We start from the raw sequence: 14798 nt of genomic DNA on the forward strand, positions 1-14798 counted from the left end.
CCGCGTGCCCTTCCGGTTGCGGTAGTTCGGTGTTCGCGGACCGATCCTACTGCTGCGCTGGTTATTCGGGAGGCGGCAGATTTGACCTACGGCGCCGAATGCACAGGTCAGGGTGACAGGAAAAACATGCATGCGTTACCGGCGTGGACAGGTGGTGATCTGAGTTCACAACTCGGGGGACATGTCGCTCTGCAGAGGCAGGCGGTTCTGGGTGGCGGCGTCGAAGTCGACTGGTTCTGGTTCGAGCGCGTCGAGGTAGTTGGCGCGAGAGGTGTCTTCGGCAGCGGCTTGAGCGGGTGTGAGGTGTGTGCGCCGGAGTTGTTCGTTGTGCAGTTCTGTCAGTTCCTCGCGTAGCCAGGTGGTGTCGGCGGCGTCAGCGGTATCGGAGATACCGGTGGCGTCGAATGTATTCGGTGCCGGCCCGTACAGGATGGCTTCGTTGTCGGCGAGCGCGAGACGCCGCTCGATATCCAGGATCTGCTGCGCGATCTGGTCCTCGGTCAGCGCTCTCAACGGACCCCAGGTATCCACGTCCGCAGGGCGCGGCACCTGGTCGTCATTGGTTGAGTGCGTGCTTGTGTCGAGGACAGGGTGCTCGGTGACCCAAGCCGCGATCGCGTCGCGGGCGTGCGGGGAGCGTGCGTTGCGCCAATCCCGGCGCAGCATCGTCAACGCAGCGGGGACCGGGTAGGTGTCGGTGATGTGCGCGCACCGTGCGCGAATGTGGTCGATGGGGTCGTGGTCGGGGATGCCGTCGATGTTGTTGTCGCGGCAGTCTGCACAGAGTCCGTCGTCGCTGCGGCGGGGTCTTCTCGGGAGGGCGTCGGCGACGGCGCGTTCGATGCTGCAGTGCGCGCAGCAGAAGCCGCGGCTGTCGGGGATAGCGGCGAGGTCGTAGTCGAGTGGATAGCCGTCAGCATTCGTCCTTTGAGGACGGCCTTGGTAATAGGGATGCGGTGCTCCCTCGGGCACCGGCATGTGACGGGGTGCGTCGTCGACATCAGCGCGGGAATCGAGGTACTCCTGTGCTGCGCGCGCAGCGTGTGCCGCCGCAGGGCTTGCTGCGGGGCGTCGGGGTTGAGGGTCGAGGCGAGTGTCGTTGTCGCGTGCGGCACGGTTTCGGAGTTCGTCCCGGCTCGGTGTTGGAGGGGACGTCTCAGGCTGGTAGACGTGCGGGTCGCTGAGGGGTGTGGCGGCGTCGATGAGCGCGCGATGCTGCGGGAATTGGTGGGCCGCCCACCGTAGTCGGGCGGCGGCGACAGGGAAGCTGTTGCGGTAGAGGGTGGTCGCGATGAGATCGAGGGTTTGGATCTGTTCGTCGGATACCTCGCGTGTCACGGCTCTGATGGCTGTCCTTGCGTCCTGGAGGCGTCCGGTGCGCACTAACTCTGCGATGGTGCGCAGCGATTCCGGCAGGGGTTCATCGGTATCGGTGCTGGTGTCGGTCGAGGATTCGGGGTCGGTTCGCGATGGCCGGTTGGTGTTGTGCGGTGTTGTTGCGGCGGTCCGATCGTGGGCTGGTTCGGTCATGGTTGTGTCCAGAGTTGCTGCGGAATACGGGCTTTCGGTTTCGGTGCGGGTGGGGTCGGGTCGGTGTTCGGGGATGTTGGGGTGTAAGAGCGCTTCGATGCGCCAGGCGAGCGCGGTGGCGAATTGGTCGGGCCGAGGCTGGCTGGCGTTGTCGGTGTGGGCTGCGATGAGGAGCTCGTGTGCGGTGTCGAGCAGGTTCGCGGGTGTCCAGCCGGTCGCGGTGCCGTGGTCGACGGCGGCCACGATGCGAGGCCATGCCGGGTCGGTGAGGACCTGTTGTGCGGTGTGGTCGCCGAGCAACTGGTGCAGGTGAGGAGTCCACTCGGGCTGAAGATTGGGGCCGCCGGCTTGGGGCGAGAGTGCCGAGGGGTCGAGTCCGAGCCGGAACCAGAGGGCGGCGGCGGGCATGTCGTCGGGCAGAGGACGTTGGGTCGCGGCGGCGGTGAGGAGGGTTTCGACGTCGAGTCCGGCGCGGGCGGCGGTGTCGAGTTTGTCGGCCAGCACAGGCCACCACGGATCGTCGAGGACTCGGGCCTCGAGTTGTTTGATCAGTGGCGACCACGTATTCAGGGCGGTGTGCAGGTCGCCGAGGGTGTCGGTGACGCGGGCGTTCAAGAGCTGTTGATGGTCACGTTCACCGGCGGTGAGACCTGCTGGGCCGGTAGGGCGTATATCGGTGTCGGGTGTGTGGTGCCCGGCCCGCCACACGGCCAAATCGGAGACCAATCCGGGACTGCCCAGGACCGGTCGCGCCCAGATCGGCGCCGTCGAGGTTGTCCACGCCTGCGTGTCGGTGCGGATCTGGTCGGCGAGAGCGGTGATCAGGCGGGCACGAGCGCGCAAGTGTTCGCTGGCGAGTGTGTCGGGAAGCTGGCGCGGCAGTCCCCGCAACCACGGCAGCGGACCGGGATCAGAGAAGCGCGATTGCCCGGCGTTCAAGCGCCAGTCCAGCACTGCGGCGGGATCATCGGCGGTGTCGAGTTCGCGGGCTGCGATCGCCGCGGTCAATGCTTGGCGTGGGTCGTCGCCGGACAGTGCGAGGATCGCCAGGTGCTGGCGCAGAACCGGGTAGGCGGGTGCGTCGGGGAGCCCGGGGTGTAGCTGTTCGGCGAGCGTGTCGAGGCTAGCGAGGCCTTCGGCGCCGAGGGTGTGTTCGCTGGCGACGCCGAGTGCGTCGAGGTAGGTGTCGATGGCCCGGCCGAGGCGGTTGTGCGGGTTCAGGGCGTCGCGGAGTTCGGTGTGCGCGGATTTGCCGGTGCCGTCGCGGGCCAGGATGCGTTGCAGCACTTCGGTGGCGGTGCGGGGAAACATGCCCGGTTCGGTCCAGAACGAGGCTTCACTGCCGTCGATCGCGGTCGGGACATACACATGGTTTTCCAGGGCGCCGCGGGTCAGGGCGACGTAGAGCTGGTTGCGGGATTCGAATCCTGCTAGGACGACGTGGCAGGTGTCGGCGGTGATGCCTTGCGCGGAGTCGATGGTTACCGCGTAGCCGAGCCGTACATGCTCGCGCACATAGGAAGCGGGCAACACCGTGCTGTGACCCTGGTGACCGCCCGGACGCAGATGGGTGACGGTCATGCTGCCGTCGGGGTGGATGTCGGTGACGGTCCAGCGGTAGCCGTTGCGGACCCAGTCCCGCTCGCCCAAGCGCAGGCGGGGGTTGTTGTGGCGGGTACAGACGAGGTCGCAGACGGACGCGAAAAGCCCGTCAGTCAAGGCTGTTTCGAGGGAGGCGGGTGTGTCTGCGCGCGCGAGACGGTCGGCGCGAGCTTGATCGTTCAGCTGGGTGACGATCTCGTGGGTGGCGGCGAGCATCACGGTGTCGCGGCCGCGCAGGTGGTCGGCGATCCACCCGGCGTAGCCCTGCTCACGGACCGCGGCAGGAGCCCCGGAGTGCACGCGCTGGTGATCGAGGTAGTAGCCGAGTGCGCACGGATCACCCTCGCGGACAAGGAGACTTGCCGAGGCTTCCGCGGTCGAGGCGAACCGGACGACATGAGTCAGGGTCGAGGCGCGTGCGGCATCGGCGGTATCGGCCGCCGCCCCGCCCGCCTCGATCGGAGAGAGCTGGTGATCATCGCCCACGCACCGCACGCTCGCCCCGCGCGCGAGGAGGAATTCGAACAGCTGCAGGCGTTTGTTATCGCCGAGGCGTACATGCTCATCGACGATCACCACAGTGCGCGAGTCGATGTCGAGGACCCACTGCGGCAGCGACGCCGGAAACGGCCGGTCCTGGTCAGCAGCGGCGACGGCGGCGGGGGAGTGGCTGGCGACCGTGGTGAGCAGTTTGTCGACGGTTTCGACGCGGGCGCTGGTCGCTTCACCGAGTACCGCGGCCGCAGCGGCGGTCGGTGCCAATCCCAGGACGGTGCCACCGCCGCTGCGCCAGGCGTCGGCGAGCACACGCATCGCGGTGGTTTTGCCCGCGCCGGCCGGTGCGTTCGTGGTGGCGATGTGCCAGGGCGAGCGCGCGAACTCCGTGATCACCGAGATCTGTCCGGCGTTGAGTTGGCGGCCGAGGTTGGCGGGGTCGGTGTGGTAGGCGCGGATCGCTTCGGTGACAACATGTTCGGGCAGTGTGCGGGCACCGAGCTGCAGGGACAGTTCGATCAGGCGCTCGGTCACATCCAAACGATGGACGGACGTGAAAGGAGTGGCTGCGGCACTGGTGTAGACGCTGGCACCCCCGAGGCGTTGATACATCGGCGGGGTTTCCCGCAGCACGGGTTCGGCCGCCAGATCGGGGTCACCGCGAGCGACCGCTTGCGTCGGTGAGAGCGCCTCGGCCACGACCTTGTCGACGGTGTCGGCCCAGTCGTCACGACCGACCCGCCCGCGCAGTGCCCGTTCGGCTTCGGCGCGCACATGGTGCCACTGCCAGGTCGGTCGCTGGGCCGACACCGTGGCCAGCAGCTCTCGCGCGGTACGCGCGACATCGTCGACAGTGAATCGAGTGCGCGACGCCGGTCGATGCGACAGGATCGCGGAGACACGGCGCGCCAATGCTTCTCGCCCGCCCAGAACTGATTCCGCCTGTGCGCGCCAGTCCGCGCGTTGTTGCGCCCAGGAGCGGGATCGGTGCTTGGCAGGGCGGGTCTCGAGGGTTGCGCGCTGCATGAGGGCGAACACCTCCTTGGCGATCGGTTCGCGTCCGACCTCGCGCTGAAACTGGGCCGTGAGCTGCCCGATGCGGGCGGTGATCGCGGCATCGCGCTGTGACCAGAACTCGATCAACGCCAGTGGCATGCCGACGATTTCGCGGATCGGACGCTTGGCCGGGTCGGTGCCGGGGCGTTCGGTGAACGACAACCCCAGCTCGGCTTCCAGATGGTGTTCCAGACGCGAGTTGTAGATTTCACTGACGGTGACCATCAACCGGTAGATGACCGCCGCGTCCAGGGTGCGCCACTGCCCATCCAGGGTGCGCACCCGGTTGGCGATCAACACGTGTGTGTGGAAATCGGGGTCACCACACCGTGATTCACGGTGCGAGAAGCGCGCTGCGACAATCCCTTCCACGTCCACCTGCCGGACCCCGTTGCGCCCCAACCGGGTGAATATCCCGTGGGTTTCGAGCCATCCGATCGCGTCATCGACCGCCGAATCATCGGCCTTGGCGATTTTCTCGGCGACCGGCAGGGGTGCGATCGCGCGTAGTGCGGACACGCTCTTGACCGGGCTCAAGGTGATATCGAACCCGGCGACTGCGGCTGATGTGGGGCGTGAGTTGCGGGCCACCCACCCGGACAGTTCCCGTGTATCGAGTGGTGCGCGTCCGATGGCTTCGGTGAACATGCGGGTGGCCACGCGGGTGCGGATCCGGGCGCGGATGTCGTCGGGGATCGCTGTGGAGCGGTGAACACCGTGTGCCACATTGTGTTCGGCGAACGCCTCGGCGCAGTGCGATCGGAACTCGTTGTGGTGGTCGTAGACGCGGTAGAGGTTGCCGAGCCGGGTGGCGCGGTCCGCGGCACGCTGGGCGTCTTTGGGTTTGGCGCCTTTGCTGATCTCGGCATCGATGATTCGATCTTGAATGAGATCGGCTTCCGGGTGTCTCCCTTCGCCGAACAGGGCTTTCATCTGGGCTTCGGTGACCTGTTGTCCCGGCGTCAGTCCCAGTGCGGCCAAACCTTTGCCGTGCCAGCGGCCCGGTGATTCACCGCGCGCGGAGTAGTAGTCCGCGAGCGACCCGGGGCCGCGGTCGGTGGCGTCGTCGGCCGCGACGTGGCGTAGGTAATACAGGTAGCCGTTGCCGGCCAACACTTTATGGAGCGTCGCTGTCACACATCCATCGAAACCCTGTTGCGGTGAGCTCTTCTAGTGCCTCGAGTGATAAGGAAATTATCAGATTCCGTGTTTCCGCTGGTCGTTACTGAATTGTTCCCTCTATGCAAGAGGTTTGAATGGCGCGAATAGGAGGAAGAAGGGGGGATTGGGGTGTGGGAGAAGAAGTAAACATTAGGTGAGGAAGTGTGATTGAGATGGTGTGGGGGTGGTGCTGTGAGGGATGTGGGTGAGATGGGGAGGAGAGAGGGTAGGGGTTCGGCAGGTAAGCAGAGTGGACTGCTGACCTGCCGATACCGAACCTGGAGGCGGACAGCCTGTTACGTCGCACGAGGAATAGGACTGCTAGGCGGACAGGTGACCTGGATCGGAGGGTTCAGGTCGACGGGCAGCACATGAATGAGCAGGTAGACGGCGCAGTAGAACGCGGCGAACAGGAGGATGTAGAGGAGATAGATGATCGTGTACCGCAGCATCTCGGATGCAGGGGGCATGGGCAGCTCCTTCGTGGATGTGGGTGGTGCGGGGTGGAGGCCGGTCCGCCGCAGGAGCGGTCGCCGCGGCGGACCGGGGAATGTGATGCCGTGTCAGGCGTGATGTGGATGGGTGCCGAACTGTTTGGTCCAGCAGGCCGGGCAGATCCGTGACCGGATGTATTCGCGGTCGGGCGCGGACAGGTGAGCGAACGTGTCCTGCACGGGAATCCGGCGGGCGGCCCAGCCGATGAACGCGGCGAGATCCACAGGAAAGTCCTGTATACCGCCACAGTCGCGGCAGGCCACGCGGACCACGTAGATGGAGAGGGGGTCGGGGGCGGGATGGTCACTGCGGTCGGGGTGCTCGCTCACACAGACTCTTTCGTCGATCGCGGATGTCGGGTCAGTAAGGACACCGGCCCGCACCTCCGTTCGGGTGCGCGGGCCGGTGTCGTGGGTCAGGCGGCGTGGCGAGGGGTCGCGGGTGTGTCGAGCCCGATCCAGACCAGACAGGGGGTGCACAGGTTGTCGGTGTTGACGGCGGTGATCCGGGTGCAGGCGTCGCAACGTCCGGTGCGCTGCCCGGCACCCAGGACGGGGCCGCGTCGACGCGGCTGCCGCTGGGCCGGAGCCAGCGGAGGTTGCGGATCGGGCTCGGGTGTCGCGCCGGGAAGGTGTGCGGTAGCGAGGAATTCGTCGATCAGCGCGATCAGCCATTGCGGTGCGCGTCCGCGGACCTCGGCGAGCAGGCCCCGCGCGGCAGCGGGGTAGGTGTCGGCGAAGAACCGCATGTAGGTGCGGGCGAGGTCACGCGCGGTGAATCCGGCAGGCAGCGGCGGCAAACCGGGGCGATCGTCGGCGCGGCACAGGTCGCAGAGTCCGTCGTCGCTGTGGAGTCCGCCGGTGTGGGTGTGGGTGAGGTGTTGGTCGGTGTCGGCGCGTTCGATGAAGCAGGACACGCACCGCCACCCGCGCACCGGGTTCATGGCTTCGTGGTCGTAGTCGAGGCCGTTGCCCTGGAACGGGATTGCGGTGCGCCGGTCGCTGTAGCCGTGCAGGGCGGTGCGGGTGGCGGCATTCGCGAGAGCGCGGTCGTCGCTGACCGCTGACTTCCCTGAAAGCGCCACGGCCTGCTGATGCTGTTCGGCGACATAGCCGACGTAGAGGTGGTTCCACAGCGCGCGGGCTTCCTCGGAATCCAGTGGGGGCTTCTCGCCGGGGAATCGCGGTGTCCACGAACCGGATTGCGGCGCGGCGAGCAGGCCGCGTTCGCGGGCGCGGGTTTCCGCGGCGCGGGCGTCGGCGAGTTCGGCATCGACGGTGTCGGTGTAGAGGTTCTCGGCGACGTAGCGGGTGACGACGTCGGGCTCGACGTCGACGGGGCGGCGCTTGGCGCGGCGGGCGATGCGGTATTTGATCTGCTCGGCGGTGCCGCGCGACTTCTCTGTGGTGCGACTCGGTGCCAGGTAGGTGCGTGCGGGCGGGTTGCGCCACTGGCGCATCGGAGTGCGCGGAAGCTCGGCGGTCGGCAACCCGGCGTGGGTGGCGGAGTATTCGTCTTCGACGCTGGTGTTGTTGCGGGCGGCGCGGGCCTGCATCTCGGCGAGCCGATCGGCGCGGTCGCGAATGAACAGCGCGGGGTCGGTGTCGGGCACCAACGCCACCAGGCGGTGCTGGTTGTCGGGCTCGGCCGCGTACTGCGCCTCGAGGCGCTTCATGGCGCTGGCGAACGGATGAAGAGTGAAGGTGTCGGCGAGCCGGTCGAGGAATTCACGATCTTCCGGGGTCGCCAGTGCCAGGGCAGCGGGGAAGGCTTTACGGGCGGCGCGGCGGTCGGTGGTGAATGTGATGTCAATTTCGGCGATGGCGTCGAGGAATGCGCTGGATTCGGTCACGAGTAGGTTCCTGTCTGGACAGTGATTCGAGTGGCGACCACGGCGCGTGAGCAACCTCGGCAGCCGTGATGGCCGGCTGGTCGGGGCGACCAGCCGAGGGCGTGAGACCGGGGCCGGGGGCGACGCGCAGGCGCAGAACGCGCCGGGCGTGCGGAAGTGACTTCCCGTGCGCTCAACAACGTCTCGGGTGTTGGCGAAGAGGACGGTGCGCACGGGAAGTCGGTTACGCCGGGCGCGGGCTGTGTGGCGCGGCGTACCCGGAACCGGTAGCCCTCGAGATGGCTGGTCGCCCCGACCAGACGGACATCGCACCCTCATCCCCGTACCGGCCGATCAGGCGGTCCGGAGCGCCCGGCTCATCCGGCGGGGCTGATGACGGCTCCGGGCGTGTGCTGGGGTGCTCAGGATGTGAACCCGAGAGTCTGTATGTCTGCCAGCAGCGGTGCGTAGAGCCGGTGGGAGCGTACCCAGGTGAGGAAGCCCGCCCAGGTCCTGCCGGACCGTCGAACCATTTCGGCGGTGTTCAGCTCGCTGTTGTAGTCGACCGACGCGGCCACGAACGCGAGCACGGTCTGAACCTGTTGGGGGTGAAGGGAACTGAGGGGGATGCGGATTTCGTAGACGTGGGCGGGATAGCTGATGATTGGATCGGACAACAGGCGTGTCAACCGTGCGCTTGTCGTGTGGTTCTCGTTGTCCGTCTTCTCGCTGGCATCGGCGTCGAATTGTGTCCACGTGCAGGTGCGCCGGGCGCGCTGGGCGGCCCGGAACTCGTTGCGGTAGACGAACTTCAACCACCGATAGAAGTGTTGCGGGTCGGTGAATCCGGAGCGGGACACGCGCACTCCGATACCGGCGTCGGGCTTGATGAACGCCCCGTTCTCGCGCAGTTCCGCCAGCACGGTCCAGGGGAAGTTCGCGATCGCCCACGAGTAGGTCATGGGGTGGGTGACCAGTTGGAAGCCGTAGTCCTCGTCTGTGCTCGACCAGTTCTCTCGCAGATACCCGAGGTCGCCGAGATGCTCGACGGCGAGGTCGACGCAGCGATTCAACTTCGACGGGCCGGTTTCCACCGCGAGTTCCAACCCGAGATACATGTCGCCGTCGCCGTGGAAAGCCGGTGGGGGTGTGTAGGAGCAGTACTGGACGCGGTCATCGCGTCGGCGGTCGCGGCAGTCGCGGCACACTGTCCGGAAGCGCTCGATCAGTTGCGAGCAGTCGCCGCACTTGTGGTAGCGCTGCCGACAGTCCGAGCACACACGAATCAGATCCGCGGTGTCGTGCAGGGACAGCGCACCACGGAAGCAGTTGAAACAAGTCTCGTAGTGGTCGCGCGCGCACTCGTCACAGGCGAAGCCGCCGTCGCTCGTCCGCGTCATCTGGAAGTGGGGGCCCTCGCTGTGGCATCGCTCGCACTGCCTCGTCATCTGTGCGCATGGGCCGCAGATCAATTCACGACCTTTGTTGCGATCGTAGGGGGCGCGCTCACCGCACGCGCCGCAGCGCGGCAGAGATGCACATTCTCGACAGAGCAGATCAGGACGACGCTTCGTCGGGGTGTCAGCGGGAGCGGAATGACATCGGGGACAGGTTTCAACCGCACTGCTGGTGTGGGACAAGATGATTGTGTCCTTCGAACAGGGATCTTGGTGGTCTCGGCGGCCGCTTCGGGCGGGCGTGGTCTGTGCCGGTTGCTCTCGAGATGGATCGAGCGGACCAGCAGGACATTCGTCCCACCCTCTGACTGGTAGACGTAGGCAGCCAGAGGGGAGGGATTCAGAAGGCGGGTTCGTCAGTGAAGCCAGTTCCTCCAACCACCGCAAGTGCCGGTGTGCGCCATAGATCCTCGTCGCGGGCGAAAGACTCGGGATCGTGATTGGGCTGGCCGAACCCGTTCCCGGTCGCCGCGCGTGGTGCGGGTCCGGTGCTGTTGGCGGTCTGGTTCTTCGTCACCTTCGCGGTGGCGTATTTGAGCGAGGGGCCGACCTCGTCGACGTCGAGCTCCACCACGGTGCGCTTCTCACCTTCGCGGGTGACGAAGCTGCGCTGCTTCAACTTGCCCGAGACGATGACTCGGGCACCGCGAGTGAGCGTTTCGGCAACGTTCTCCGCTGCTTGCCGCCAGATATTGCAGCGCAGAAACAGCGGGTCACCGTCGCGCCATTCCTTGGACTGGGGATCGAAGTAGCGTGGCGTGGCCGCGACAGTGAAATTGGTGACCGCGGCACCGGCCGGTGTGAATCGGATTTCGGGGTCGCCGGTCAGATTCCCCTTGATGGTAAGCAGGTCCTGAGTCATCGCTCGGCTCCTTTCCTCGAGAATAGATCGGTATCTAGACGCGCCGGAGTGCGCCGTGGATCAGGCGGCCGCAGCTGTGACGGCAACGGTCAAGCCGGGGTCGGCGTCGATGTCGATGTCGCGGTAGTCGATGAGCCCGGCGGCGGCCTGCTCGACATCGACGAGTTCGAACTCCAACTGCTCACCGACGACGGCCAGAAACTTCAGATACCGCTGCAAGCCACGGTCGTTGTAGCGCCACGAGTCCTTGCCCGCACGGGATTCGAACGCTCCCAACACCATTGCCAACACGATCACCCACGCCCGGCTCGCGGTCGCGGACTGAATCGAGGACACCAACTCGTCGGTGAACCCGGACACCCCCAGCAGATCCCGCGCAGCCTTCGGCGCATGGAATGACCCCAACAGATCCGATTCCCGCGCCAGCGATTCGGCGACGAACTGCCCGGCCTGCGCAGGCGGAGTTCGCCGGGACAACAACCGGGTCAGGAATTCGGTCCGTCGTTCCTTGGCGGCGAGCCCGCGCTTGTTGAGCTCACGCACCCGCCGTCGTTCGAGCCGGGCGGTCTCGCGCTCGGCAGCGGCCTGAAGGGCGTCGAGACGCAGCGCCTCGGCGCGATCACTGCCCACTTCCGCATCGACGGCGAGTGGGCGCAGCTTCAGACCGGAGTCGGCCAACTGATCCGCGGGAAGGAAGTAGCGGGGAATCCAGCGGTCGCGGTAGTCCACCGAGTCGACATGACGCAAGCCGTCGGCGGGCTGGGATTCGCTGCGGCCCGGGGTGTCCCAGTCAACCTGATCGGGGTCGACGAGTTCACCGCTCTGGACATCGACGAGTTGCCCGTTCTCCTCGACGTCGAGGTAGACCAGCCACCGGTGCGCCTGCGCGCGGATCACCTCTTCGCTGACCGGCGCGGAGTCGGCGGTCTTGAGCAACTCCGGGGGAAACAGCGTCGAGTCCGGGGAGCCGGTGTCGGGTTCGCCGGTCAGTATCCCGAATCCGAGGGCCGCGCAGAACACGGCAGCCTCCATCCGGGCGCGGGTCTCGTCGCGGTCCGCGGCGATCTGGTTGGCGGTGTAGGAGAAGCTCGACCGTGCTACCCGCAGCAGTCGTTCGACCGCGTCGGTGTCTCCGAGGGTTTCGTAGTCGGCGATCACCGCGAGCTGATCGAGACTGTAAGTTCCCTCATCGACCAGACCGCGCGCGGTCGCTGAGCCCGCGATCGTCGCAGCGTGTTTGATCTGGGATCGCTTGCGCTGTAGCCCTTTCGCGACGCGGGTGACCGACGCACCGAGATCGAGCATCAATGCGATGCCGTCGGCGCGGTCGGCTTCGACCATCGCCACGCGCCGGTCGTTGACGTTCATCTGCATCAGCGTCGTACGGATGCGGCGTTCGTTCTCCGGCAGATCGGGGTCGGCGTCGCGGACCCAGACCGGGACCGTCGTGAGCTTGAGGTCGAGGGCGATCAGCGTGCGCAGTTGGCCTTCGGTGACGTGCAGACTGCCGTCGGGCTGGCGTTCGGCGATGATCGGGACATCGACACCGAACTCTGTGATCGAAGCGACGACGTCGGGATGCTCGGTGAGATCGAAGGTTTTGCGGACGTTTTCCGCGATTACCAACTCCGCTGGATCCAGCCACAACGCCTCCACATGCGGAAGCGGCTGCGCATCGGAAGCCGGATCCGGCTCGCCGGACGGATCGGAGGCAGCGGAATCGGTGACCTCCGCGGCGCGGTCGTGTTCTTCGAGAACGGATGTATCAGGGGCAAGGGCAACGGATTCCACGAGACAGACCTCCTTGACAGGGGACTGGGGCCACCACTCGACGCGGTCGCATTGAGTGGTGGCCCCAGACGGGTGAGCGGGCGGTGTGGGTCAGGCGGCGAGCGGGCGTCGTTCGGCGCGAGCGACATTGACCGGGTGTAGCCGAAGGACGTCGTGGTCGTCGGCGACGAAGCGCCAATGCCGACCGCGCCAATCCGGATGGGCGTCGCGCCAGTGATCCAGGACGGGGGTGGACTCGATCGCCGGCACGGCCCCGGCGCGGCCGCGATGAACCAACTGGTCGTACTCACTGCGCGAGATCGATGCGACAGCAGCGGATTTCACGACGGCGAAAGATTTGACGGACATGAACAACCTCCGGGAACAATCGAGAACGAGCAGTGCGAGAAACGCGGAACGCGAGTGAGGCGCCGAGACGGCATCGCTGCGTCAGATGTCGCGGGGCGCAGGGCCGGCGGCGTCAGCGGGCGAGTGCGTCGAGGACATCCTGGGCATCGACGGCGAGCGTGGCTTGACCGGTACGGATGAATTCGTGGCAGCCACGTGAAGCCGCGGAGTCGATCGGGCCCGGGACCGCGGTGACCGGCCGCTGGAGTTTGGTGGCCCAGCCCACCGTGTTGGCGGTGCCGCTGCGCAACCCGGCCTCGGGCACGACCATCCCGACAGCCAGCGCGGCGACGATCCTGTTGCGCGCCAAGAAATTCGGACGGCTGGGCTCGACACCTGGCGGGTACTCGCTGAGCAGCAGCCCGGTCTCTTCGATCCGCGCCAACTGGTAGGCGTTGCCGTGGGGGAACAGCCGATGCAGCCCGGCGGGCAGCACCGCGACCGTCGGGCGTCTCGCGTCGAGCGCGGCCTGATGCGCAGCAGCGTCGACACCGAACGCGCCACCGCTCACCACGGTCCAGCCGTGCTCGCCCAGTCCGGTCGCCAGATGGGTGGCGACCTTCTCGCCGTAGCTGGTCGCGGCCCGCGAACCGACCACCGCGACAGCGCGTTCGGTCAACAGGTTCAGTTGTCCGCGCCCGCGAGACCACAACGCGATCGGCGCGTGCGCGCCGACAGTGTCGAGGTCGGCGAGCACGGCCGGCCAGCCGGGGTCATCGCGGGTCACCAACCGTGCACCGGCGCGCTCGGCACGCTCGAGGTCGTAGGCGGCCATCTCCCGGGTCACCGGCCCGAAGCGCGAATCACGGGCGTCGGCAGCGATATATTCCGCCGCAGCCAGGGGGCCGTGTTCGATCAGCAACGCGTGCACAATGATGGGCGAGGCCAGCGCTGCTCGCGCCAGCAGTGCCCATGCGTGCAGGCGTTCATCGGGACTTGTCACGTTCACCTTCCTTGGTGTGTGAATGGGGTTGTGGCGCACCGATATCGATGCGCAGTTCGGCGGCGGCCTCGATCGCGGATCGGCACAACTTGTGCAGGCGTGTGGGGTTCATGCCGTGGGACAGACCGATATGCAGCAGTCGCGCCATGACATGCTCGGGATCGGACGACAACGCGGCCTCGAGCGCGATCCCGGCCAGCGGGCACTCGCCGCGCAGGTAGGCGTGGAAGGCCAGGAGGGTGGCGGCTTCGGCGCGGTCCGGGTCGGGCAGAGCTCGGGTTAGGATCGACCACAGCTGTTCGGCACGCGCAGCGTGCACGCCAGCGGCGACTCCGAACATCGCATCGCGAATAGCGCTGTCGCGCAGGGCGACCGCGACCTCAGCCAGCACGCGCAGGTCGGGTGATCCGGTCGGGGACCATGTGGAGATGGCGTGCACCACTCGCCATAGTGTCCGGCGCGTGTCGGCGTCGGGGTCACCGATTCGCGCGGTGCGGACCCATCGCTCGTGCGCATCGGCGGCGGCCGCCGCCAACAGAGGGGCGAGGCGATCGCGCATCGCGGTGTCAGTGGTCACCGACTCGGCGAGTGCGCTGCGATTGCGGTGGATCGTGCGACCCGCACCGGTATAGGCGAGGGCCACCGGTGAGGTATCGGGGTCGGGCAGGAGTCCAGACTCGCTGGGGTCGAGTGCGTTCCACCATTCGGCTTTCGGCGCGAGCGCGCGAGCCGCCCACGTGCCACCGAGTACTCGGTTCACCGACTCGAGATGGCGGGCCAGGACTTCGAGCACGGATCTGTGCCGCGGATCGGCGGTGCCGGATGTGAGCGGCGGGGTCAGGCGGTCGTCGACGAACACCACGAGCACCGCGACCGCGTCGAGGCGGGCGCACATGTCCATCGCGTAGTGCGCGAGTGCGGCGTCGGAGAGCGAATCCTTGTCTCCAGGAGAGTTCGCGCGGGCGGCGAACGGTAGCGATACCGCTGTGCCCGAAGGGGATTGGGGATTCGCGAACAGCAGCACGATCGATCGGGTGGGAGTGAAGCCCAGCACTGCGGGTACGGACGCGATGAGGTCGGCCGGGTTGCCGAGAAACACGGGTGAGGACATAACGACGACTCCTCGGTGTCGATGGGTAGACGAAAGCGAAGCGGCATGACGCGAGGTGCGGATACACGCAGGTGAGT

General features: G+C 66.8%; 10 protein-coding genes. All 10 read right to left on the reverse strand.

Going from position 1 to position 14798, the window contains the following annotated elements; translation table 11 throughout:
* Window positions 1–165: 165 nt before the first annotated feature.
* The gene (gene mobF, locus OG300_RS10690; RefSeq protein ID WP_405494669.1) at window positions 166–5799 is read right to left on the reverse strand and encodes a MobF family relaxase; all 5634 of its coding nucleotides are present in this window, start codon (window positions 5797–5799) and stop codon (window positions 166–168) included.
* A 341-nt stretch (window positions 5800–6140) separates the two neighbouring features.
* Window positions 6141–6314, reverse strand: a complete 174-nt coding sequence (locus OG300_RS10695; RefSeq protein ID WP_405494671.1) for a hypothetical protein — start codon at window positions 6312–6314, stop codon at window positions 6141–6143.
* A 93-nt stretch (window positions 6315–6407) separates the two neighbouring features.
* The gene (locus OG300_RS10700; protein WP_405494673.1) at window positions 6408–6668 is read right to left on the reverse strand and encodes a hypothetical protein; all 261 of its coding nucleotides are present in this window, start codon (window positions 6666–6668) and stop codon (window positions 6408–6410) included.
* An 86-nt stretch (window positions 6669–6754) separates the two neighbouring features.
* Window positions 6755–8191 carry a hypothetical protein gene (locus OG300_RS10705; protein WP_405494674.1) on the reverse strand — a complete coding sequence of 479 codons (1437 nt, stop codon included), beginning with the start codon at window positions 8189–8191 and terminating at the stop codon, window positions 6755–6757.
* 401 nt (window positions 8192–8592) lie between these two features.
* A complete protein-coding gene (locus OG300_RS10710) occupies window positions 8593–9570 on the reverse strand; it encodes a hypothetical protein (protein WP_405494676.1) in 978 nt (325 codons plus the stop codon).
* Between the two features lie 397 nt (window positions 9571–9967).
* A complete protein-coding gene (locus OG300_RS10715) occupies window positions 9968–10489 on the reverse strand; it encodes a single-stranded DNA-binding protein (RefSeq protein ID WP_405494678.1) in 522 nt (173 codons plus the stop codon).
* A 60-nt stretch (window positions 10490–10549) separates the two neighbouring features.
* Window positions 10550–12280: a ParB/RepB/Spo0J family partition protein gene (locus OG300_RS10720; protein ID WP_405494680.1), complete on the reverse strand. Its 1731-nt coding sequence runs from the start codon at window positions 12278–12280 to the stop codon at window positions 10550–10552.
* Window positions 12281–12370: 90 nt separating this feature from the next.
* Complete coding sequence (locus tag OG300_RS10725) at window positions 12371–12628, reverse strand: hypothetical protein (protein ID WP_405494682.1); 258 nt, start codon at window positions 12626–12628, stop codon at window positions 12371–12373.
* A gap of 112 nt (window positions 12629–12740) precedes the next feature.
* Entirely contained in the window at window positions 12741–13610 is an 870-nt protein-coding gene (gene dprA, locus OG300_RS10730) for a DNA-processing protein DprA (RefSeq protein WP_405494683.1), read from the reverse strand.
* Complete coding sequence (locus tag OG300_RS10735) at window positions 13594–14721, reverse strand: DUF4192 domain-containing protein (protein ID WP_405494685.1); 1128 nt, start codon at window positions 14719–14721, stop codon at window positions 13594–13596. Before OG300_RS10735 ends, dprA begins: the two co-directional genes overlap by 17 nt.
* Between the last annotated feature and the right edge of the window lie 77 nt (window positions 14722–14798).

The sequence above is a fragment of the Nocardia sp. NBC_00511 genome (assembly GCF_045161165.1).
GTDB lineage: Bacteria > Actinomycetota > Actinomycetes > Mycobacteriales > Mycobacteriaceae > Nocardia.